20 protein-coding genes are annotated in these 22,427 nt (G+C 41.9%); 13 read left to right on the top strand and 7 right to left on the bottom strand.

The features are described from left to right. Nucleotides 1-4 precede the first annotated feature (4 nt). The 3 genes from bamB to rluF all read left to right on the top strand — a co-directional run bounded on the left by bamB (nt 5) and on the right by rluF (nt 3,832). Nucleotides 5-1,177: an outer membrane protein assembly factor BamB gene (gene bamB, locus PSF27_RS05555; protein WP_206082447.1), complete on the top strand. Its 1,173-nt coding sequence runs from the start codon at nt 5-7 to the stop codon at nt 1,175-1,177. A gap of 129 nt (nt 1,178-1,306) precedes the next feature. Then, nucleotides 1,307-2,785 carry a ribosome biogenesis GTPase Der gene (gene der, locus PSF27_RS05550; RefSeq protein ID WP_272681047.1) on the top strand — a complete coding sequence of 493 codons (1,479 nt, stop codon included), beginning with the start codon at nt 1,307-1,309 and terminating at the stop codon, nt 2,783-2,785. Nucleotides 2,786-2,956: 171 nt separating this feature from the next. Next, nucleotides 2,957-3,832 (top strand): 23S rRNA pseudouridine(2604) synthase RluF, encoded by an 876-nt coding sequence (gene rluF / locus PSF27_RS05545; protein ID WP_206082446.1) that lies wholly within the window; start codon nt 2,957-2,959, stop codon nt 3,830-3,832. A 126-nt stretch (nt 3,833-3,958) separates the two neighbouring features. On the opposite strand, the gene PSF27_RS05540 is transcribed toward rluF, so the two are convergent. Continuing rightward, on the bottom strand, nt 3,959-5,113 hold the full coding sequence (locus PSF27_RS05540) for a M4 family metallopeptidase (protein WP_272681046.1): 1,155 nt from the start codon (nt 5,111-5,113) through the stop codon (nt 3,959-3,961). Nucleotides 5,114-5,271: 158 nt separating this feature from the next. Then, nucleotides 5,272-6,189, bottom strand: a complete 918-nt coding sequence (gene hemF, locus PSF27_RS05535; protein ID WP_206082444.1) for an oxygen-dependent coproporphyrinogen oxidase — start codon at nt 6,187-6,189, stop codon at nt 5,272-5,274. A 136-nt stretch (nt 6,190-6,325) separates the two neighbouring features. Here hemF and PSF27_RS05530 point away from each other — a divergent pair, with 136 nt between their 5' ends. The 8 genes from PSF27_RS05530 to cysM all read left to right on the top strand — a co-directional run bounded on the left by PSF27_RS05530 (nt 6,326) and on the right by cysM (nt 13,903). Beyond that, nucleotides 6,326-6,757: a GNAT family acetyltransferase gene (locus tag PSF27_RS05530; protein WP_272573561.1), complete on the top strand. Its 432-nt coding sequence runs from the start codon at nt 6,326-6,328 to the stop codon at nt 6,755-6,757. A gap of 90 nt (nt 6,758-6,847) precedes the next feature. Next, complete coding sequence (locus tag PSF27_RS05525; protein WP_272681045.1) at nt 6,848-7,453, top strand: RpoE-regulated lipoprotein; 606 nt, start codon at nt 6,848-6,850, stop codon at nt 7,451-7,453. A gap of 248 nt (nt 7,454-7,701) precedes the next feature. After that, on the top strand, nt 7,702-8,601 hold the full coding sequence (locus PSF27_RS05520) for a Dyp-type peroxidase (RefSeq protein WP_272573562.1): 900 nt from the start codon (nt 7,702-7,704) through the stop codon (nt 8,599-8,601). A 238-nt stretch (nt 8,602-8,839) separates the two neighbouring features. Beyond that, complete coding sequence (locus tag PSF27_RS05515; protein WP_272681044.1) at nt 8,840-9,862, top strand: sulfate ABC transporter substrate-binding protein; 1,023 nt, start codon at nt 8,840-8,842, stop codon at nt 9,860-9,862. After that, on the top strand, nt 9,862-10,692 hold the full coding sequence (cysT, locus tag PSF27_RS05510) for a sulfate/thiosulfate ABC transporter permease CysT (protein ID WP_206082439.1): 831 nt from the start codon (nt 9,862-9,864) through the stop codon (nt 10,690-10,692). Before PSF27_RS05515 ends, cysT begins: the two co-directional genes overlap by 1 nt. Beyond that, nucleotides 10,692-11,552, top strand: a complete 861-nt coding sequence (gene cysW / locus PSF27_RS05505; RefSeq protein WP_272681043.1) for a sulfate/thiosulfate ABC transporter permease CysW — start codon at nt 10,692-10,694, stop codon at nt 11,550-11,552. Before cysT ends, cysW begins: the two co-directional genes overlap by 1 nt. A gap of 2 nt (nt 11,553-11,554) precedes the next feature. Next, complete coding sequence (cysA, locus tag PSF27_RS05500; RefSeq protein WP_272539201.1) at nt 11,555-12,643, top strand: sulfate/thiosulfate ABC transporter ATP-binding protein CysA; 1,089 nt, start codon at nt 11,555-11,557, stop codon at nt 12,641-12,643. Nucleotides 12,644-13,018: 375 nt separating this feature from the next. Further along, a complete protein-coding gene (gene cysM / locus PSF27_RS05495; RefSeq protein ID WP_206082436.1) occupies nt 13,019-13,903 on the top strand; it encodes a cysteine synthase CysM in 885 nt (294 codons plus the stop codon). A gap of 104 nt (nt 13,904-14,007) precedes the next feature. On the opposite strand, the gene crr is transcribed toward cysM, so the two are convergent. The 5 genes from crr to cysZ form a co-directional block, all read right to left on the bottom strand. Further along, a complete protein-coding gene (gene crr / locus PSF27_RS05490) occupies nt 14,008-14,517 on the bottom strand; it encodes a PTS glucose transporter subunit IIA (protein ID WP_206082435.1) in 510 nt (169 codons plus the stop codon). A 48-nt stretch (nt 14,518-14,565) separates the two neighbouring features. Beyond that, complete coding sequence (ptsI, locus tag PSF27_RS05485) at nt 14,566-16,293, bottom strand: phosphoenolpyruvate-protein phosphotransferase PtsI (protein ID WP_206082434.1); 1,728 nt, start codon at nt 16,291-16,293, stop codon at nt 14,566-14,568. A 144-nt stretch (nt 16,294-16,437) separates the two neighbouring features. Beyond that, nucleotides 16,438-16,695, bottom strand: coding sequence for a phosphocarrier protein Hpr (gene ptsH / locus PSF27_RS05480; protein ID WP_047756382.1), 258 nt, complete (start codon nt 16,693-16,695; stop codon nt 16,438-16,440). Between the two features lie 353 nt (nt 16,696-17,048). Then, a complete protein-coding gene (gene cysK, locus PSF27_RS05475) occupies nt 17,049-18,002 on the bottom strand; it encodes a cysteine synthase A (RefSeq protein WP_206082433.1) in 954 nt (317 codons plus the stop codon). Between the two features lie 229 nt (nt 18,003-18,231). Then, entirely contained in the window at nt 18,232-18,996 is a 765-nt protein-coding gene (cysZ, locus tag PSF27_RS05470; protein WP_206082432.1) for a sulfate transporter CysZ, read from the bottom strand. A gap of 218 nt (nt 18,997-19,214) precedes the next feature. On the opposite strand from cysZ, the gene zipA reads away from it, so the two are divergent. Further along, nucleotides 19,215-20,207, top strand: coding sequence for a cell division protein ZipA (gene zipA, locus PSF27_RS05465; protein ID WP_206082431.1), 993 nt, complete (start codon nt 19,215-19,217; stop codon nt 20,205-20,207). A gap of 56 nt (nt 20,208-20,263) precedes the next feature. Beyond that, complete coding sequence (gene ligA, locus PSF27_RS05460) at nt 20,264-22,282, top strand: NAD-dependent DNA ligase LigA (RefSeq protein WP_206082430.1); 2,019 nt, start codon at nt 20,264-20,266, stop codon at nt 22,280-22,282. Nucleotides 22,283-22,427: the final 145 nt, after the last annotated feature.

The following is a 22,427-nucleotide window of genomic DNA, read 5'->3' as shown; positions in this document are numbered from 1 at the left end:
AAACATGCAGTTGCGCAAAACTCTTTTGATAGGCCTAGTCGCTTCAGCTTTACTTGCCGGTTGTTCCAGCGAAACTGATTCTATCATTATGGCGCCACTTCCACAGGTTGAGAATCAATTCACTCCATCAATTGTTTGGGATAAATCTGTTGGTAATGGTGTTGAACAATTTTACTCTGAATTAGCGCCAGCTTGGGATGGTTCAGCCGTCTACGCGGCTGATCGTAAAGGTTTAGTAAAAGCACTTGAGCTCGATAGTGGCAAAGAAATTTGGTCTGTTGATCTCTCAAAGCGTACAGGCTTCCTTTCTGCTAATTTGTCTGCGCTGCTGTCTGGTGGTTTAACTATCGATGGTGACAAAATCTTTATTGGTACCGAACGTGGCACTGTGATTGCGTTGAACAAAGAAGATGGCCAAGTTGTTTGGGATGTAGAAGTTGCTGGTGAAGCGCTATCTAAGCCAACCGTTAGTAACGACTTAGTGATGATTCACACCAGTAATGGCCAGTTGCAGGCGCTAGATGTAAACAGCGGTGAAATTAAATGGACCGTGAATATGGATACGCCATCACTGTCTTTACGTGGTGAATCAGCGCCAGCAGTGGCCTTTGGCGCCGCAATTGTGGGTGGTGATAACGGTCGTGTCAGTGCTGTGTTATTATCTCAAGGCCAGCTGATTTGGCAGCAACGTATTTCACAAGTGACCAGCTCAACTGAAATTGGTCGTTTGAATGATGTGGACATGTCGCCAATCATTGATGATGGTAAAGTGTATGCAATTGCCTATAACGGCACATTAGCTGCGTTAGATATGCGCTCTGGCCAAATTCTGTGGAAACGCGAATTAGGTTCTGTGAATAACATGGTTTTATCGGGTGAAAACTTATATCTGGTAGACCAAAATGATCGTGTATTATCTGTGCGTAAAAGTGATGGCGTGACTCTGTGGACGCAAGAAGAGCTGCTAAACCGTGGGTTATCTGCACCAGAAATGTATAATGGCTACCTCGTTGTTGGTGATAAAGAAGGTTATTTACACTGGTTAGATATGAACACTGGCGGCTTTGTTGCACAAAACAAATTGAATAGCTCTGGTATTCATGCTCGACCTGTTGTGGCGAGTGATAAGCTGATGGTTCAGGCGAAAAACGGAACAGTTTATCTGTTAACGCGTTAATTTCCTGACAAACCGCCATTTTACCGATAAAATAAACGGTTCCTGATAACAGGAGCCGTTTCGTTTTTTTGTTTTCTGAGTTTAAGCCTCAGAATTCCTTAGTTAATTAAAGTTGTGAGGCATCTAAGAATGATACCCGTCGTAGCGCTGGTAGGGCGTCCAAACGTAGGAAAATCCACGTTATTTAACCGTTTAACCCGTACCCGTGACGCATTAGTAGCGGACTTTCCTGGTCTGACTCGTGACCGTAAATATGGGCGTGCTGAAGTTGAAGGGCATGAATTCATTATTATCGACACGGGGGGTATCGATGGGACTGAAGAAGGTGTGGAAACACACATGGCGGCGCAGTCCTTGCAAGCCATTGAAGAAGCAGACATCGTACTCTTTATGGTAGATGCTCGCTCAGGCTTAATGCCTGCGGATGAAGGCATCGCTAAACACTTACGTAGCCGTAAGAAAAAAACCTATTTAGTTGCCAATAAAACGGATGGTATTGATGTTACCACGGCAATTGGTGATTTTTATTCTCTTGGCTTAGGTGAAATCCATCCCATTGCGGCATCCCATGGACGTGGTGTCACTCAATTAATCGAACAATCATTGAAACCGTTTATTGGTGAAGATAAAGAAGACGTTGAGTTAACGGAAGAAGAGGAAAATGCGGCTTATTGGGCGGCGTTAGAAGCCGAAGGTGAGCTCGCAGAAGACGAAGAAGATGATTTTGACCCAACAACGTTACCAATTAAATTAGCAATTGTTGGTCGCCCAAATGTCGGTAAATCAACGTTAACAAACCGTATTTTAGGTGAAGAACGTGTGGTTGTATTCGACATGCCTGGCACTACGCGTGATAGTATCTATATCCCAATGGAACGCGATGAGCGCGAATATATTCTCATTGATACGGCTGGTGTACGTAAGCGCGGAAAAGTGACGGAAACGGTTGAAAAATTCTCTGTCATCAAAACCTTGCAGGCCATTGAAGATGCTAACGTCGTTTTATTAGTCATTGATGCACGTGAAGGTATTTCTGACCAAGATTTGTCTTTACTGGGCTTTATCTTGAATGCGGGGCGTTCATTGGTGATTGCGGTTAACAAATGGGATGGCATGAAGCCTGAAGATCGTGAACATGTAAAGGATATGCTTGAACTGCGTCTGGGTTTTGTTGATTTTGCGCGTATTCACTTTATTTCTGCGCTACATGGCAGTGGTGTGGGTAATTTATTTGAATCTGTTCAAGAAGCGTATGAATCCGCAACTCGTCGTGTTGGTACCGCGCTACTGACCCGTATCATGAAAATGGCAGAAGATGAGCATCAACCGCCGTTGATCCGTGGCCGTCGCGTGAAAATGAAGTATGCTCATGCAGGGGGGCATAACCCACCAATTGTAGTGATCCACGGGAACCAAGTATCTGATTTACCAGACAGCTATAAACGTTATTTGATGAACTATTTCCGCCGTTCATTACAAGTAATGGGAACACCAATCCGTATTCTGTTTAAAGAGGGTGAAAACCCTTATGCGGATAAGAAAAATAAGCTGACAGCAACACAATTACGTAAGCGTAAGCGTTTGATGCAGCATTTGAAAAAACGTTAGTCTGTCATTAAGGCATTTTAGCCTTAATGGACGTTAAAGCCGTAACACATCAACCTGTTACGGCTTTTTGTTATATTACTTTTTGACAAATTTAGCGATTAAAGCGCAAACCCGTGTGGCCAATAACGCATAATCATGGCGTCGGCGGGGCATAAATGATTGAGGGAATTTATGGATACTCGTTCTTCTACGCGTCTAAACAAATATATTAGCGAAAGTGGTATTTGCTCAAGGCGCGAAGCCGACCGTTATATTGAGCAAGGTAATGTATTTATTAATGGGAAACGCGCAGGTATTGGTGACCAAGTTTTTGCAGGTGATGTGGTCAAGGTGAATGGTCAATTGATTGAGCCGCGTAATGAAGATGACTTAATTCTTATTGCCCTCAATAAACCCGTGGGGATCGTCAGTACCACAGAAAGTGGTGAGAAAGATAATATTGTTGATTATGTGAATCACAGTACGCGTATTTTCCCGATTGGGCGATTAGATAAAGATTCTCAAGGGCTGATTTTTTTGACCAACCATGGGGACCTGGTTAATAAAATTTTGCGTGCGGGTAACTCCCATGAGAAAGAGTACCTTGTGACGGTCAACAAACCTGTTACCGATGAGTTTATCCGTGGCATGGGGGCAGGTGTTCCTATCTTAGGGACAATGACCAAAAAGTGTAAGGTCAAAAAGGAAGCACCATTTGTTTTTCGCATTACCCTTGTGCAAGGGCTTAACCGTCAAATTCGCCGTATGTGCGAGCACTTTGGTTTTGAAGTGACTAAGCTTGAACGTATTCGTATTATGAATGTGGGACTAGCAGGAATACCTGTAGGTGAATGGCGGGATTTAACCGATGATGAGCTTATCGAACTATTTGATATGATGGAGAAATCAGAATCAGATATTAAGCCAAAAAAAATACAAAAAGCACAAGCAAGTAGTAAGAGCAATAATGGGGCGAAGCAAAACGTAGGGAGTAAACCCAAGGCAAAACCAGAAAACCCTACACGTAAAAAATTTACACAACCGGGTCGTAAAAAGAAAAAACGTTAACGTGTGGGCTTAGTTAAAAATAGACTGCAATATAAGGCTGAATATTGGGCATTGAATTCGCTTAAACATCGGCCTTTTTATGTAAATAACGTAAAACTAATGGGTAACTAACTGTATTTTAATGCGTTACTGTGCTGTGAGCGATTCATTATTATCGAGTATCAGACCAACATCTTCCCAGCTCTTTTGTGTTTGTAAGGCAACTTTTTCGCCAAATAGCTTACGTGCATTATTCACTGTGGCTGTTGCAAACTGTTTGAAGTTAGACTTTGCCGTAATCACAGGATCAGAAACGGTTGCGATCCATATTTTCCCTGCAACATCCCAAGTATTCCCACCTAACTCAGTGGCTAATAAATAGAATGCACGATTTGGAATACCTGAATTGATATGTACTCCTCCGTTATCAACGGTATAAGGTAAGTCCTTGTAATCTTGCATATGAGCAACTTGTGGGTCTTTATTGTATTTTGAAAAATAATAGGCAGTGCCAGGTTTAGACATAGAACGAAGGGCAGGTGCTTTCACTTTATTAATGAAAAGGTTTTCCCCGAGTAGCCAGTTGGATGTGGTGGCACTTTCATTGTTGACGTATTGTTTGACCATGATACCAATAACGTCAGCGACAGATTCATTAAGTGCACCAGATTGAAAAATATAGTTAAAGTTAGCTTCTGAGCTAATGTAACCATGAGCCAGTTCGTGTGCGATTATGTCAATGTCATTGTAGAATGGGCCAAAAGTTTTTCCATCTCCATCCCCAAAGAAAATAGCTTGAGAATCCCAGAATGCATTGGAGTAGTTTGTTCCAAAATGAATAATCGCATTGATATTAGCAGCACAGCCAAACATTTGACCAATATTTAATTTCTCCTTAAAAAATGTACGAATAGTCCCGATGGAATCAAAAACATGCCCTGCAGATTTTGATGGCGCTTTGGCATCCCCTTCGCTCATTACAACTTTATAGTCGTCATAGAGCATGTGCTCATCATCTGACAGTTCATCTAGTTGGCAAATTGGGAGATCAGAGTGTGTGTGGCTGCTGTGTGCAACAAGTTGTTGGGCATCGCGAATAACACGCTTATAGTGACTATCAGCACTCATTTTACAATGGGATAGCAAGTTACGTTGGCGTTGGACTTCTTCATCGGTATAGACACGGGTCATCATATCATTGATATGTATCAGTGTTGATTTCAGCTCAGCCGAATCATTTTCAGTGATGAGATTAGAAACTAAACATGGGGATAATAATGAACGGGCAAGGATATGACTCATGATATAACTCCATTTCAATTGGGTGAGATGGAATCATAATCGGTTATGTTTTAATTGTAACTATATGATATCTAAGGAACTAAGTTAATGACTGCTGCATTTTGTTAGAAAGGTAAAATATAATTTTTCTACCTTTCTCTATAAGTGAATATTATTAATTATGGTGATAACCACTCTTTACCTGAAATTAAAAAGTCAGTATAGAGCTTTTCTTCAGGACTATTTGGTTCAGGATGATAGTCATACTCCCAGCGAACAAGTGGAGGCATTGACATTAAAATTGATTCAGTTCGACCACCACTTTGTAAACCAAATAATGTACCTCTATCCCAAACAAGGTTAAATTCTACATAGCGGCCACGACGATATAACTGAAACTGCCTCTCTTGTTCAGCCCATGAATAGTTTCTTCGTTTTTCAACAATTGGCACATAAGCGTGTAAAAAACCATCGCCAACAGCTTGGGTAAAGTTGAAACAGTGCTCGAAACCACCCTGATTGAGATCGTCATAGAATAAACCGCCAATACCTCTAGGCTCATTTCTATGTTTTAAAAAGAAATATTCATCGCACCAATGCTTGTATTTTGGGTAAACATCTTCACCAAAGGGAAGACATAAGTCGCGTGCAACAGTATGCCAATGAACAACATCTTCAGTAAAACCATAATATGGCGTTAAATCAAACCCGCCACCAAACCACCAAACAGGGGCTTCCCCCTCTTTTTCCGCCATAAAAAAGCGCACATTGGCGTGAGTGGTTGGTATATACGGGTTTAATGGGTGAATAACAAGCGAAACTCCCATGGCTTGGTAGCTACGACCAGCAAGTTCAGGACGGTGTGCTGATGCTGAGGTTGGAAGTTGCTCGCCTTTTATGTGCGAAAAGTTTACACCAGCTTGTTCGAAGAGGGCGCCATTTGTTAAAACACGGCTACGACCACCACCGCCTTCAGCGCGCTCCCATGTTTGTTCTAGAAAGGTTTCCTTACCATCTAGCTCAGTGATTTTTTTGCAAATAGTCTCTTGTAAGTTTTGCAAATAGGTTTTTACACGATCAATATCAGGGTAATTCATTGTTTTTTAATAAAACCAAAGGGAAAAAATAATGCCTAAAGTATACTCCTTTAAGCTAAAAAAGGCATATTGAATATTGATTGTGTTGTAAAACCAGTGATAATGGCAGGAAGATTAGTTTAAACGGGCAAATGTTATGGAAATACGGATCTTCCGCCAAGGTGATTATGAAGAGGTGCTGACATTATGGGAGCGCTGTTCTCTTAATGAATTTTCAGGCGATCCTGAACTCGACATCGAACGTAAATTACAATGTGGTGCAGACTTGTTTTTAGTTGCTGAAGTAACTGGGGAAGTGGTCGGCACTATTATGGGCGGTTATGATGGTATTCGTGGCACCGCCGTTTATCTTGCCGTACACCCTGATTACCGTGGTCGTGGCATTGCAAATGCGTTAGTGAGTCGTCTCGAAAAGAAATTGATTGCCCGTGGATGCGGTAGAATAGAATTATTAGTGAGTGAAGAATTTGATGCTGCTATCTATATGTTTGAAAAAATGCAGTATGAAGAAGAACAACCTGAACGTCTGATTTACTCGAAAAAATTAACCCACGAAATGGATTTCTAAGTTAATTGCTATTTGTTGGTTCATTGGTTTGAATGTTTCGGCAAATAGATTGTCACAATATGCATTATGCGACGAATTAAAGAGGATGATATGTCCCAACATGCAAATCTAAATAGCCAGACATGGCTTGCCCCAGTATTAAAAGTTTCCCTTTTAGGTACGGTATTAATGTTATCTGGCTGTGCCGGGTTCAAAGTTTTTTCGCCATCAACATGGTTTAGTAGCCCACTAATGGTGTCCAGTTCTGGTCTTGGACAAGTGACTAATTTTACACCCATGCAGGCTGATACCATTAAACAACAACTGAATGACCGTTATTTCATCCGTAATGGGATGCAAATGGAAAATGGCGAGGTCGTCACGGTTTTTCAAGGTATTGATGACGATAAAGTCAAAGTTGAAATTATTGGCCCTGAGCATGGTTATGTTTCACGGATTGTGGTGAGTGATCCGAATGTGGTGACGGAATGGGGGCCAAAAATTGGTACACCATTTAGCGATATTTATGAAAAAGCCTTTGGTGTCTGTGGGTTAGGTGAGCGCATAGACAACGTCCCTACCGTGGAATGTAATTCGCCACAATCTAGCCAAGTGGTGTATCGTTTTACAGGTAAATGGCAGGGGCCTGAGGATTTAATGCCATCAGATAACGACCTAAAAGAGTGGGAAATCTCTCAAATCCTTTGGCATAAATAATCTTTTTTCTAAAAATGCCGTAAGTGGCTAAATCATTTACGGTATTTTTTTATCTCTCAGGTATTTTTTCTACTAAGTTTCTTAAAGAAATTTCCCCTTTGTTAAATTATCTTTCTTATAATAGAGAACGAAACCTATAAAGCCTTGCGTTAAAACAAGGTGAAGAACATGACGATAAGGTAGGATAGCGATATCGTCCTAGATAACAGATAGGTTAGATAACATATTCATTTTACGAGGTTTACCGTATGTCTCATTCTCAAAGTGGTATTTTGAAAGAACATAGTCGTTTCGGTATTTTTATTGAAGCATTGATGCAAGAAGGTTCGCTGGATGAAGTGAAAGCGGGTTGCAAAAACTTTATCGACGCTTTAACAAAATTACAAGCACAATACCCAGATGATCGCCTTGGTGCAGTGATTGCATTCGGCTCTGATGCGTGGAAGCAAATGGGGCGTGCAGGTAGTGCACCTGAATTAAAGCCATTTCGGCCTTTAGGTAAAGGTTTAGCACCTGCAACTCAACGAGATATGTTCATTCATATTCAATCCCTGCGTCATGATATCAACTTTTCTTTAGCGCAAGCGGCATTGAAAGCATTTGGTAAGTCCATCAACGTAGTTGAAGAAATTCATGGTTTCCGTTGGGTTGACGATCGTGATTTAAGCGGCTTTATTGATGGTACTGAAAATCCACAAGGTGAAGAGATCGCTGAAGTCACTCTTATTGATGAAGGAAATGATAAAGGCGGAAGCTACGTTTTAGTTCAACGCTATGAGCACGATTTAAGAAAGTGGGATCGTTTTTCTGAACATGAACAAGAAAAAATGATTGGCCGCACGAAGAAAGATAGCGTCGAACTGGATGAAGATGCACGAAACATCACTTCCCACGTTTCTCGTGTAGTGATTGAAGAAGACGGTGAAGAGCTTGAAGTGATGCGCCATAGCTTGCCATATGGTACAGCAAGCGGTAAGCACGGGCTATTTTTCATCGCCTATTGCGCAAAATTACACAATATTGAACAGCAACTGTTAAGTATGTTCGGTGAAAAAGACGGTAAATACGATGATCTTCTACGTATGACTAAAGCGGTTTCTGGTAGCTATTACTATGCGCCTTCAATTGAAACATTGCTTGCATTATAGATGACTCCTTGCCGCACGGATGCGGCGATTTCCTTTTCTTTAGTTTTACTTCCATCATTGAACAGGTTTCATGTATTTAACTCTTTGATAGCTAATAATGTTTTAGTGCTTATTTCCTCTATTTCTTTGTTATTCCAATTTGATATATAAAAAACTGATTGATAGCTACCCAGTTATAACCAAAACCGCTACAGTGGAGTCATACAGATATTTTGGTTTAGTGACGAATGGGAATGACATGAAAACAACTTTTTTTAAGAAAACAGCTTTAGCCAGCTTAGCGACCGTGTCTTTGTTAGGAAGTCCGCACCTATTCGCTGCTGAACTCCTTAACAGTTCATATGATATTGCTCGTGAATTGTTTGTAGCGTTGAATCCAACGTTTGAAAAACAATGGAATGAGGCTCACCCAGATGACAAATTAACTATCAAGCAGTCGCATGCTGGCTCATCAAAACAAGCCCTGGCGATTTTGCAGGGGTTAAGAGCAGATGTGGTGACCTATAACCAAGTGACTGATGTACAAATTTTGCATGATAAAGGGAATTTGATCCCTGTAGATTGGCAGTCTCGCTTACCGAATAACAGCTCACCCTACTATTCCACAATGGCTTTTTTAGTGCGTAAAGATAATCCGAAAGGGATTAAAACGTGGGATGACCTTGTCCGCAGTGATGTGAAATTAATTTTTCCAAATCCTAAAACATCTGGAAATGGCCGTTATACCTACCTTGCCGCTTGGGGGGCATTTAACCAAGAAAATAAAGGGGATACAGCAAAAACACGCGAACAGATGAAACAGTTCCTCAAAAATGTGGAAGTGTTTGATACAGGTGGTCGTGGCGCGACAACCTCATTTATTGAGCGTGGTCTTGGGGATGTGCTGATAAGTTTTGAATCCGAAGTTAACAATATCCGTTCACAATACGGTGAATCCGATTATGAAGTTATTGTGCCACCACTGGATATTCTGGCGGAGTTCCCAGTGGCTTGGGTGGATAAAAATGTGCAAAAAAATGGTACGGAAGATGTCGCTAAAGCCTATTTGAATTATTTATACAGCCCGCAAGCGCAGGAAATTATTACTAACTTTAATTATCGTGTGAATGACAAAGCGGTGATGGAAGCGAACAAAAGCAAATTCCCAGAAACAAAATTATTTACCGTTGAATCCCAATTTGAGAGCTGGCCAAAAGTCATGGATATACATTTCTCAACGGGAGGAGAGTTTGACGAACTAATGGCACAAGGGCGCCGTTAATGAATCAATCTGGGAAGCGATTTTTGCCAGGCTTTGGCCTGACGTTGGGTAGCAGCTTATTTTATACCTGTTTGATTTTGCTGCTACCCATGAGTGCGTTAGTGATCCAACTGTCGGAGATGACATGGCAACAATATTGGTCGGTGATTAGCTATCCACAAGTGGTTGCAGCTTATAAAGTGACATTATTGTCTGCTTTAGTGGCAAGCTTATTTAATGCGGTATTTGGCCTGTTATTGGCATGGATTTTAACGCGCTATCGCTTTCCAGGCAGAACATTATTAGACGGTTTAGTCGACTTACCCTTTGCATTGCCAACCGCAGTAGCAGGGTTAACATTGGCGACCTTGTTTGCGACATCAGGTTGGTATGGCCAATATCTCCACCAGTTTGATATCAAAGTCGTGAATACTTGGCTGGGGATTGCTGTTGCTATGGCATTTACCAGTATCCCTTTTGTTGTGCGTACCGTTCAGCCTGTATTGGAAGAACTGGGGCCAGAATATGAAGAGGCGGCACAAACACTGGGAGCCAGTCGCTGGCAAACTTTCCGTCGTGTGATCATGCCAGAGCTTTCCCCTGCATTGCTTGCAGGAACCGTTTTGTCATTCACACGTAGCCTAGGTGAATTTGGTGCAATTATCTTTATCGCAGGAAATATTGCTTGGCAAACAGAAGTGGTTTCTTTAATGATTTTCAGCCAATTACAGCAATTTGATTACCCTGCGGCAAGCGCGGTTGCATCGGTTATTTTAGCGGTTTCACTACTCTTGTTATTCAGCGTTAATTTAGTACAAAGTCGTTTTGGTAAGCGACTGGGGGGGAAATAATGGCGCAAATCACTCCGCTACAAACCGCCCAACGGTCACCCGTTAATTGGGGTAAATGGTTTCTCATCGCTGCAGGTGTTTTCTTTGCCATCTTATTGCTGGTGATCCCCATTATTTGGATTTTTATTACGGCGTTTCAAAAAGGGGTTGGTGAAGTTCTACTTAATTTATCTAACCCAGATATGCTTCATGCGATTGGATTAACTGTATTAATTGCGTTGATCACGGTTCCTGTTAATTTGATTTTTGGCACGATGATGGCGTGGTTAGTGACACGCTTTCAATTCCCAGGGCGGCAATTATTACTCACACTAGTGGATATCCCTTTTGCGGTTTCACCTGTGGTAGCGGGGCTATTATATCTACTGTTTTATGGTTCAAACAGTTGGTTTGGTGGATGGCTTGAAGGTTTTGATATTCAAGTGATGTTTTCATGGCCAGGTATGGCATTAGTCACCATATTTGTGACTTGTCCATTTGTGGTGAGAGAGTTGGTTCCATTGATGCTAAGCCAAGGCAGCCAAGAAGATGAAGCTGCGGTATTGCTTGGTGCATCAGGCTGGAAAATGTTTTGGCGCGTCACATTACCAAATATTCGCTGGGCGCTGTTATACGGTGTTGTGTTAACCAACGCGAGGGCGATTGGTGAATTTGGTGCGGTATCCGTCGTTTCAGGTGCTATTCGCGGTGAAACTTATACGTTACCGTTACAAGTTGAATTATTGCATCAGGACTATAACACGGTCGGTGCATTTACTGCTGCGGCTATTCTTGCGCTCATGGCCATTATTACGCTAATTCTTAAAAGCGCATTGCAGTGGCATTTAAGTCGTCAGCAGTCTGAATCAGGAGTCCATTAAACATGAGTATTGAAATTGAAAAAATCGGCAAGTTCTTTGGGAAAACCCAAGTACTCAACGATATTTCACTGGATATTGCATCGGGTGAAATGGTGGCCTTATTAGGCCCTTCAGGTTCAGGAAAAACCACCTTACTGCGAATTATTGCTGGGCTTGAGCAGCAAAGTGGGGGCGTACTACGTTTTCACGGGCAAGATGTGAGTCAAATTCATGCGAAAGACAGGCATGTTGGTTTTGTTTTTCAACACTACGCGTTATTTCGCCATATGACTGTATTCGATAATGTGGCATTTGGTTTAACGGTGTTGCCACGCAAGCAAAGACCCTCATCCCAAGCGATTAAGCAAAAGGTGATGCAATTACTGGAGATGGTGCAATTAGCCCATCTATCTTCGCGTTATCCTGCGCAACTTTCTGGTGGGCAAAAACAGCGTGTTGCGTTAGCGCGTGCATTAGCGGTTGACCCGCAAATTTTACTATTAGACGAGCCTTTTGGCGCGTTAGATGCACAGGTGCGTATTGAACTGCGCCGCTGGTTACGTCAATTACATGATGAGCTTAAATTTACCAGTGTGTTTGTAACGCATGACCAAGAAGAAGCTATGGAAGTTGCGGATAGAATTGTGGTCATGAGTCAAGGGCACATTGAGCAGGTCGGCACACCAAATGATATTTGGCAGCGCCCAGAAACCCGTTTTGTACTGGAGTTTATGGGGGAAGTTAATCAGATTTCTGCACAGATAAAAGGCTCGGTCTTAGCGATTGATGGTTACGAATTTTCGTTAAATCATACTAGCGCCCATCAAGGTGAGGTGGATGTCTTTTTACGCCCATGGGATGTTTCATTGAGACCTGAAGTGGATGTACAGCATCGTTTGCCAGTTAGGGTGACCGAATCAGGTCCAAGAGGGCACTTTTGGCAATTGACGGTACAACCGATAGGGTGGGGGAATGGCCCATTATCTGTGATTTGGCAATCCAATTCGACAATTCCTAAGCGTGGTGAACACTATTTTCTTGGCAGCCAAGAAGCGAAAATATATCAAGGTGATACTGAATTAGTTTTTCCACAATTAGCACAAAGCGCGTGAATATAGCTTTCCATTATTTATAACGCCAATAAGTTAAACATTATTGGTGTTATTTTCTATTATTTTTGCCATGTATATCGCCCTCCACTAGCCCATTCTTTGATTATTGGCAATGGGTTTCACCTATCGTATTTTAATTTTAATTAATTGATATATAAGTATTTTATTTATCATTAAAATAAGAGATATAGCTGACAATTCTATAAACTTATTGTAATATAATATATCAATTAGCTATATCATTATGGGTAATAAAGATAATCTATTTTTCTAATAATAATATGAAGAGAATTCATGTTCACTCATAGGCTTATTGGGGTAATATCTTATTTCTATTAATTCTAAGTGATAAATAAAAATTATAAGGATGCAAAAGTGTCAACTCTGGAACAATTTATTGGCCACACCCCATTAGTAAAACTTCAGCGTTTGACGCAAGGGATTGATACTGAAATTTGGGTAAAACTCGAAGGCAACAACCCTGCTGGCTCCGTAAAAGACAGAGCGGCTTTTTCCATGATCAGCGAAGCTGAAAAACGTGGTGAAATTAAGCCAGGTGATACATTAATTGAAGCCACAAGTGGCAATACAGGTATTGCATTGGCAATGATTGCTGCGGTAAAGGGATATAAATTAAAGCTGTTAATGCCTGAAAATATGAGTAAAGAGCGCCAAGCATCGATGCAAGCTTACGGCGCGGAGTTAATTTTGGTCAGCACCACCATTGGAATGGAAGGGGCGCGAGATCTTGCGAAAGAGATGGAAAAAAACGGGGAAGGGAAGGTATTAGACCAATTTAATAACCCAGATAACCCACTTGCTCATTTTAAAACAACAGGCCCTGAAATTTGGCAACAAACGCACGGTAAAATTACTCATTTTGTGTCAAGTATGGGAACAACGGGTACGATTACAGGTGTAAGCCGCTATTTGAAATCACAATCAAAAGACGTACATATTGTCGGCTTACAGCCTGCCGAAAAAAGCCAAATACCAGGTATTCGCCGCTGGTCACCTGGTTATCTTCCTGGGATTTTTGATGGCGAATTAGTGGATAGCGTACTGGATGTTAATCAGCAAGATGCAGAAGAGACGATGAGAGCGCTAGCAAGGTTTGAAGGTATTTTCTGTGGAGTGAGCTCAGGCGGTGCGGTATCGGGGGCTTTACGCGTGGCGAAAGAAAATCCAGGAGCGGTGATCGTTGCCATTATTTGCGACAGAGGTGACCGTTATTTATCAACGGGGGTTTTTGATTCTTAACACGTTGTTTTTAGGTGGCAGTCAGGCTATCACAAGGAAACAATAGAATGAATTAAACCATCAGGTTATCAACCTGATGGTTTTTCAGTTATTATGCGTAGTAATTATTTCTTGATACGCATAATGACAGTTTCACCCACTGTCACTGACCCTGTTAGTTTATTTAACTCTTTGATTTCGTCCATGTTCGAAATCACAACGGGGGTCAGAACGGATTTTGCTTTTTCTTCTAACAAAGCTAAATCAAATTCAATGACTAAATCGCCTTTTTTGACAGCTTGGCCTTCTTCAGCGATACGTTTGAAACCTTCACCTTTGAGCTCAACGGTATCAATACCGAAGTGAACAAACAGTTCAATACCATCGTCTGACTCAATAGAAAACGCATGGTTGGTTTCAAATATTTTACCGATTGTACCGTCTACTGGAGCAACAATTTTATTGCCAGCAGGTTTGATGGCGATACCGTCACCGACAATTTTCTCTGCAAACACAACGTCTGGAACATCTTCAATATTGACGATTTCGCCTGATAATGGGGCGATAATTTCAATACTGCCACTGCTACTTTTGTCTTCCGAAACTAGTGATTTCAGTTTGTCAAACAGACCCATGGACCTTCTCCTAATCGTTTTATATGGGACCGAACTAATGTGCTGTTCTTAGCATAACGTTTTTTCTTGGATAAAGGTATCTACAAGTTTCATCAATTCATCTGCGGTTGGTTGAGCAAGTGCTTGTTCAGCCAAGGCCTGAGTATCAGCAAAGTTCGCATTGCGAATTAATTTTTTGATACGCGGAATTGAGATTGCGCTCATACTAAATTCATCCAGCCCCATGCCTAGTAGCAATAAGGTTGCACGTTCATCACCCGCTAACTCGCCACACATGCCTGTCCATTTCCCTTCCGCATGTGATGCATCGATCACTTGTTTGATAAGGTTTAGAACAGCAGGTGACATTGGGTTATAAAGGTGAGAAATCAGTTCATTACCACGGTCAACCGCTAAAGTGTATTGAGTGAGATCGTTCGTCCCAATACTAAAGAAATCAACTTCTTTCGCCAAATGGCGCGCAATCACAGCGGCAGCTGGGGTTTCTACCATCACACCGACTTCGATTGTTTCGTCAAAGGCTTTACCTTCTTCACGTAACTGAGCTTTTAGCATTTCTAGCTCTGCTTTTAGTTCACGAACTTCTTCAACGGAAATAACCATTGGGAACATAATACGCAGTTTACCAAAATTTGACGCTCTTAAAATAGCCCTTAATTGTGAGTGTAAGATTTCTTTGCGATCAAGACAAATACGAATAGCACGCCAACCGAGGAATGGGTTCTCTTCTTTCGGTAAATTCATATAAGGCAGGTCTTTATCGCCACCGATATCCATGGTACGGACGATAACGGCTTGGCTGCCCATTGCTTCGGCAACCGCTTTGTAAGCTTGGAATTGCTCTTCTTCGGTAGGGAAGGCATCTCTATCCATAAATAAAAACTCGGTACGATAGAGACCGACCCCTTCAGCGCCATTACGTTCAGCACCTGCGACATCACGCACAGTTCCGATATTGGCACAAACTTCAACTTGATGACCATCGAGAGTCACAGCAGGTAAATCTTTTAATTTAGCCAGTTCTTCTTTTTCTTGCAGATAGTCATCACGGAATGCTTTGAGTTTATCAATTTCTGCATCAGATGGGTTCAGGTGAATGGTATTATTCACGCCATCTAAGACAATAAAATCACCATTTTTAATTTTGCTGGTGGCATCGCTAGTCCCTACAATTGCAGGTAACTCCAATGAGCGAGCCATAATGGAGGTATGGGAGGTACGGCCACCTAAATCGGTAATAAAGCCTAAGACTTTATCTAAGTTTAATTGCGCGGTTTCTGACGGGGTTAAGTCAGCGGCAACTAAAATAACTTCTTGGTTGATAGCGCTTAAATCAACAATGGGAATATTTAAGATATTCTTTAATAAGCGTTTGCCGATGTCACGTACGTCAGCCGCGCGCTCTTTAAGGTATTCGTCATCAAGAGATTCAAGCGCTTGAGCTTGGTCTTCAATCACAGAATAGGCTGCGGCATCCGCTGTTTTTTTATCGCCTTTGATTAAAGAGACAATTTCTTGCTCAAGTTCTTCATCTTCCAGCAGCATGATATGACCTTCAAAAATCTCAGCTTTTTCGGCTCCTAGATTTTTTTCGGCTTTTTCTTTAATGAGACTAAGTTGTTCGGCGGATTTATTACGCCCCTCAATGAAGCGTTGAATTTCTTTTTCGACCTGATCGTCTGCGATTTTTTTTGTGCTAACAACGATAGGGTCTTCTTTGAGGATCAAAGCCTGACCAAAAGCAAAACCTGGGGATACTAAAATTCCTGAAATCATAATATTACCTTACTGCTGTTAGTGCTGGGAGTTCTGATGTTGTAGAGACTGCGGCGCGTTTTATTGATTATGCAAATATCCCCGAATGAAATCATTCAGGGACAGCGAATGAGATCGATGAAACGCGTTCTCTTGCGTGCGAAATTATTCCAGTTCGCCCATCAGTTTAACTAAATATTCAACCGCTTCTTTTTCATCTTCGCCTTCTGCGGAGATGGTCACAACAGTACCTTGCGTTAAACCTAAGGTTTGTAATTTGAACAGGCTTTTTGCACTCGCAGATTTACCGCCAGAAATCAAAGAAATATCAGAAGTGAATGCTTTTGCTTCTTTCACAAATTGCGCGGCAGGACGAGTATGTAAACCGTTTGGTGCTGTAATAGTGACTTCTTGCTGGAACATAGTATTTCCTCAATATCTTTAGTTTTTTTAATTACCCAGCCAATTGTAGATGAAATAGACTAGGTTTGCGTATAAGTTAGATTATTAACTTGTAAAAAGGTTTCCTACTTTGTGCGGTATCAATCCTTTTTACTTTTCATCCTCAAAATAACGATGATTAGGTTAGTCGAAAAACATCTAAATAGGCACGTTCATTTGACTAAAATTTGATTAATTTTGAGGTGCGAAATAATTACTATGTTTAATACTAAACCCCAGATTAGAAATCATCCCTATCCGTGCTAAACTTTGATCAGTGCCACAAAAAAAGCACCTTTGAGGTGCTTTTTTAACGATTGTGTAACGAAAGTATGCTACTCGGCAGAGATATCCGCGAACAAGACAGTAGAGAGATAACGCTCACCAGAAGACGGTAAAATCACGACAATATTCTTGTTTGTGTAAGCAGGGTCTGCGGCAATTTTTGTTGCTGCTGCAATCGCTGCACCTGAAGAAATCCCTGCGAGAATACCTTCTTTTTCCATTAACTCACGTGCAGTTTTAATTGCTTCATCATCGCTGATTTGAATCACTTTATCTAGCAGTGTGAGGTCTAAGTTACCAGGGATAAAACCTGCGCCGATACCTTGAATTTTGTGTGGGCCTGGTTTGATTTCTTCACCTGCTAGCGCTTGAGTAATCACTGGAGAAGTTTCAGGTTCAACGGCAACGATGGTCACATCTTTACCCTTGGTCTTTTTCAGATAGCGTGCAATACCTGTGATAGTTCCGCCTGTACCAACGCCTGCGATGATGACATCGACATTGCCATCCGTGTCTTCCCAAATTTCTGGACCCGTGGTTTTTTCATGGATCTCAGGGTTGGCAGGGTTATTAAATTGTTGTAACAGAAGATATTTTTTGGGATTGCTATTGACGATTTCTTCTGCTTTAGCAATCGCCCCTTTCATCCCTTTAGCGCCCTCGGTCAGCACGAGATTAGCGCCTAATGCTTTTAATAGCTTACGGCGCTCTATACTCATTGTTTCAGGCATCGTTAAGGTTAATTTGTAACCTCTTGCTGCTGCAACATAAGCGAGAGCAATCCCCGTGTTACCACTGGTTGGCTCTACTAGCTCTTTGTCTTTATTCAGGATACCTTTTTTCTCTGCATCCCAAATCATGTTTGCCCCGATACGGCACTTAACGCTGAAACTTGGGTTACGAGATTCCACTTTTGCCAAAATATTGCCATTACCAAAATGTTTTAAACGAACAAGTGGGGTGTGGCCAATGGTCAACGAATTATCTTCATAAATTTTGCTCATGGGGTATCCTTTTAAAATCGGTTAGCCAGTAAACAGTATTTGGCGTTCACTATAAAATAGGGTATGGATTCAACATACGTGAAGAACAGATTAATGCAAATATGATTTAGGTCTAAGCTTATAACAAAAGGCTATTTTAGATCCAATAGTTCTAAAGAATGGGCAACAAGGCAGAATAGCGTAAGAAAATAGGTAACTGCGCAGGCGATTAAACCTGCGCAAAGAGAGATTAATAACGTGCGTAGCGGCTACGATAGCGGTCAACCCACATTAATGTTGCACCACAAACGGCAACAGGCATGATGACTAAGTTGATAAACGGCACCATCATCAGCAAGCTGACCACACCTCCGAATTGAATGTTTTTTATGCGATCTTTAGCAAGAGCTTGCTTCATTTCACTAAAACCAACACGGTGGTTATCAAAAGGGTAGTCGCAGTACTGGATTGACATCATCCATGCACCAAATAGGAACCATAAGATGGGGGCAACAGTTTGGCCAATACCAGGTATTAAAAATAAAATTAATAAGCCAATTGCCCGTGGTAAATAGTAACCAATACGCACAAACTCACGTTTGATCATCCGCGGAACATCTTTTAATAACTCAGCCATACCAGTGTCTGGCGCGGGTTTCCCCGTAAGTTCTGCCTCGAGTTTTTCGGATAACCAACCATTAAATGGTGCTGCAATGATATTGGCAATGGTGCTAAAAAAATAGGTGAATACCAATAAAATAGAAATCAAAGCAACAGGCCAAATAAGATAATTAAGCCATTGTAACCAATCAGGAACATAGCTCATCACTTGGTCAATCCAGCCACCAAGCTTACTGTATAACCACCAAAATGCGCCTCCTAAGAAAAGAATGTTTGCTAATAGGGGCAAAATCACAAAACGTTTAATGCCAGGACGTGTAACGAGTCGCCACCCTTGTGTAAAATAATAAAAACCAGAGTGGTCTTTTTGTGGCGAAAATGTCGATTGGGTCATACTTCTTGTTCTCTCCTTTTCGGTTGACCTTGTATCATATAGATATGAATTTAGGCTGACTAGCCATTATTTGCTTAAAAAAGCAGCAAACGAAAGCGGAATATTCTCTTTCTTGTAAGAAAATCGTTCTGAGGGTTGCACTTAGAGCAATTGAGAAATAATCTTAAGGTAGTTTCCGCCGTGATGGCACTTTCATTCATCAACTAGAGATAGCAGCGATGCAGGATTTGCGTCTAATATTAGTGGTCGTAGGTGCGATAGCGATTGTCGCTTTATTACTGCATGGTTTATGGACCAGCCGTAAAGAGCGCTCAAAGTTATTTCGCGATAGACCTGTAAAACGTAGAAAAAATGATACGCAGGAGAATTCATCGAATTATGATGATTCTGCATTATTTACTGAAAATCAATCAACTCAGCAGGTACCTGTTCAACCCGCTGCGACTGAGCCTGTATATCCGGTAAAAAATGAGTCTCAAGTTGAACCTAATATACAGCCATTACCGTCGGTTGAACCTGAAATTAAAATGAGTGCTACGTCAGAGCAGCCTGTTCATGATGAGCCTGTTGTTCAGCGTATTCAAGAGCCGCATGTGCCAGAGCAGCTCACCATCAACATGAATGATGATATTGTGGCTGAGCCTGAAATACATACTCAACCCGTGCACCATAATGCATCGGAGCCGCATATTGACACCCACAATCTACAAGAAGAGACACAACCGATACATCATGAACAGACACCGCCGCACACTGAGACGAAAACTGAGCCACAGAAAAATTCTGCTACAACAAATAGCAAGGAGACAGTCCTGGTACTTCATGTAGCGGCGCATCAGGGGCAAGAATTACAAGGTGAGCTCTTGCTACAAAGTATTCTTCAAGCGGGATTCCAATTCGGTGAAATGAAAATATTCCACCGTCATGTGAACCCGTCAGGTACTGGGCCTGTGCTGTTTAGTTTAGCGAATATGGTAAAACCAGGTTCTTTTGACCCTGAAACCATGGCTGATTTCTCTACACCAGGTATTTCCATGTTTATGATGGTGCCATCCTACGGTGATGCGAGCCAAAACTTTAAACTGATGTTACAAGCGGCGCAGCGCATTGCATCCGATGCAGGCGGGGTGGTGCTAGATGATGAGCGTAAGATGCTGACACCGCAAAAAATAGAGGTGTATCATGCGCGGATCAGAAACACACTAAATTAAACAAGCGTTTTACAAAGCCCCCTTGATTGGGGGTTTTTTATCTTTACGAGTGGATCATGACTACCAAAAACGAAATCGACCAATTAAAAAAACAGCTGCGTCATCACGAATATCAATACCATGTATTGGACGCCCCAGAAATTCCTGATGCGGAATATGACAAATTAATGCAACGCTTGAAGGCACTGGAAGAAATGAACCCAGAGCTTATCACCAGCGATTCCCCCACTCAGCGTGTCGGTGCTGCACCTTTGTCAGCATTTGAAACGGTGCGCCATGAAATTCCGATGCTGTCTTTGGATAACGTTTTTGATGAAGAGAGTTACTTGGCTTTTGATAAGCGGGTTAGAGATCGCTTAAAAAACCATAATGAACTCACATTTTGCTGTGAATTGAAGCTTGATGGTTTGGCGGTTAGTTTGTTGTATGAGAATGGTGAATTTGTGCAAGCTGCTACTCGTGGTGATGGAACGGTGGGGGAAAATATTACCGCAAATGTACGTACTATTCGTGCAATTCCACTGCGTTTAATGGGGGATAATATTCCTGCTCGTGTGGAAATTCGTGGCGAAGTGTTTATGCCACAAAAAGGGTTTGAAGCACTAAATGAAGAAGCGCGTAGAACCGACGGTAAAGTTTTTGCTAACCCACGTAACGCTGCTGCGGGCTCTTTGCGACAGCTTGACCCGCGTATTACCGCTAAAAGGCCACTGACATTCTATTGTTATGGCGTTGGGCTAGTTGAAGGCGGTACATTGCCAGATACACATTATGAACGTTTACAGCTGTTTAAAGCGTGGGGACTCCCTGTCAGTGACTATGTACAACTGCGCCAAGGCCACCAAGCTGTACTGGATTTTTATCACCAAATCGAACAAATTCGTCCAGAATTAGGGTTTGATATCGATGGGGTGGTGATCAAGGTGAATTCAATTGCGATTCAAGAGGAATTAGGTTTCGTTTCCCGCGCACCGCGCTGGGCTACAGCCTTCAAATTCCCAGCACAAGAGCAAATTACTCTATTGAAAGACGTTGAGTTCCAAGTTGGGCGAACAGGGGCGATTACCCCCGTAGCACGTCTTGAGCCTGTCCAAGTGGCGGGGGTTATGGTCAGTAATGCGACATTGCATAATGCAGATGAAATCGAGCGTCTTGGCGTGCATATTGGCGATACAGTGATTATTCGTCGTGCTGGGGATGTCATCCCGCAGATTGTCAGTGTGGTGGCGGATAAACGTCCTGCGGATAGTCGTGAAATTGTCTTTCCAACCCAGTGCCCTGTTTGTGGTTCAGACATTGAACGTATTGAAGGTGAAGCCGTTGCCCGTTGTACTGGTGGCTTAATTTGTGGGGCGCAGCGTAAAGAAGCACTCAAACACTTTGTGTCTCGCCGTGCAATGGATGTTGATGGCATGGGCGATAAAATTATCGATCAACTTGTCGAAAAAGAATATGTGAAAACGCCAGCCGATCTTTATCAATTAAGCGCAGGTAAATTGACGGGTTTGGATAGAATGGGGCCAAAATCTGCGCAAAAGCTGATTGATGCGCTCGAAAAGTCTAAACAAACTACGTTAGCGCGCTTTATTTATGCATTAGGGATCCGTGAAGTTGGGGAGGCGACCGCGGCTAATTTAGCGGCACATTATGCAACGCTAGATGCGGTCATGGCTGCGGATGAAGAGTCTTTAAAAACGGTGCAAGATATCGGCCATGTGGTTGCGAAACATGTGGTGAATTTTTTCCACGAAGCGCATAACCAGGCAGTTATTAACGATTTAATCACGAAAGCGAATATTCATTGGCCAGAAGTCAAAGTGATTAATAGTGCAGAAATCGATAGTCCATTTGCAGGTAAAACTGTGGTTTTAACAGGTTCGATGAGTATTTTAACCCGTGATGAGGCGAAAGATAAGCTGGTGGCTTTGGGGGCAAAAGTCGCAGGTAGTGTTTCGAAGAAAACCGATATGGTGATTGCGGGTGAAGCTGCGGGTTCGAAATTAGCAAAAGCGAATGAGTTAGGTATTCCAGTTATTGATGAGGATGAGTTGATTCGTTTGCTGAATACTAAATAGTGAACTATATTCTATTTGGCTTAGTTATTTCACTTAGGTGAGGTGACTAAGTCACTGATAGGTTGTTAGACCTAAATTAAATTTTGAATTTAATTTCTATGCAGAAAAGGTCATCTGTCTCTTTTTTGCTATTTAAAACGTGATC

Origin of the sequence: Providencia sp. PROV129, from assembly GCF_028482245.1 — a bacterium.
In the GTDB taxonomy this organism is placed as follows: domain Bacteria; phylum Pseudomonadota; class Gammaproteobacteria; order Enterobacterales; family Enterobacteriaceae; genus Providencia; species Providencia vermicola.
The sequence above is the reverse complement of the archived record's forward strand: the minus strand, read 5'-3'. Positions and strand labels throughout refer to the sequence as shown.

What these genes read in the sequence shown, in the direction of transcription:
- bamB (WP_206082447.1), top strand. Translation starts at nt 5, where the DNA reads ATGCAGTTGCGCAAAACTCTTTTGATAGGCCTAGTCGCTTCAGCTTTA.
- der (WP_272681047.1), top strand. Translation starts at nt 1,307, where the DNA reads ATGATACCCGTCGTAGCGCTGGTAGGGCGTCCAAACGTAGGAAAATCC.
- rluF (WP_206082446.1), top strand. Translation starts at nt 2,957, where the DNA reads ATGGATACTCGTTCTTCTACGCGTCTAAACAAATATATTAGCGAAAGT.
- PSF27_RS05540 (WP_272681046.1), bottom strand. Translation starts at nt 5,113, where the DNA reads ATGAGTCATATCCTTGCCCGTTCATTATTATCCCCATGTTTAGTTTCT.
- hemF (WP_206082444.1), bottom strand. Translation starts at nt 6,189, where the DNA reads ATGAATTACCCTGATATTGATCGTGTAAAAACCTATTTGCAAAACTTA.
- PSF27_RS05530 (WP_272573561.1), top strand. Translation starts at nt 6,326, where the DNA reads ATGGAAATACGGATCTTCCGCCAAGGTGATTATGAAGAGGTGCTGACA.
- PSF27_RS05525 (WP_272681045.1), top strand. Translation starts at nt 6,848, where the DNA reads ATGTCCCAACATGCAAATCTAAATAGCCAGACATGGCTTGCCCCAGTA.
- PSF27_RS05520 (WP_272573562.1), top strand. Translation starts at nt 7,702, where the DNA reads ATGTCTCATTCTCAAAGTGGTATTTTGAAAGAACATAGTCGTTTCGGT.
- PSF27_RS05515 (WP_272681044.1), top strand. Translation starts at nt 8,840, where the DNA reads ATGAAAACAACTTTTTTTAAGAAAACAGCTTTAGCCAGCTTAGCGACC.
- cysT (WP_206082439.1), top strand. Translation starts at nt 9,862, where the DNA reads ATGAATCAATCTGGGAAGCGATTTTTGCCAGGCTTTGGCCTGACGTTG.
- cysW (WP_272681043.1), top strand. Translation starts at nt 10,692, where the DNA reads ATGGCGCAAATCACTCCGCTACAAACCGCCCAACGGTCACCCGTTAAT.
- cysA (WP_272539201.1), top strand. Translation starts at nt 11,555, where the DNA reads ATGAGTATTGAAATTGAAAAAATCGGCAAGTTCTTTGGGAAAACCCAA.
- crr (WP_206082435.1), bottom strand. Translation starts at nt 14,517, where the DNA reads ATGGGTCTGTTTGACAAACTGAAATCACTAGTTTCGGAAGACAAAAGT.
- ptsI (WP_206082434.1), bottom strand. Translation starts at nt 16,293, where the DNA reads ATGATTTCAGGAATTTTAGTATCCCCAGGTTTTGCTTTTGGTCAGGCT.
- ptsH (WP_047756382.1), bottom strand. Translation starts at nt 16,695, where the DNA reads ATGTTCCAGCAAGAAGTCACTATTACAGCACCAAACGGTTTACATACT.
- cysK (WP_206082433.1), bottom strand. Translation starts at nt 18,002, where the DNA reads ATGAGCAAAATTTATGAAGATAATTCGTTGACCATTGGCCACACCCCA.
- cysZ (WP_206082432.1), bottom strand. Translation starts at nt 18,996, where the DNA reads ATGACCCAATCGACATTTTCGCCACAAAAAGACCACTCTGGTTTTTAT.
- zipA (WP_206082431.1), top strand. Translation starts at nt 19,215, where the DNA reads ATGCAGGATTTGCGTCTAATATTAGTGGTCGTAGGTGCGATAGCGATT.
- ligA (WP_206082430.1), top strand. Translation starts at nt 20,264, where the DNA reads ATGACTACCAAAAACGAAATCGACCAATTAAAAAAACAGCTGCGTCAT.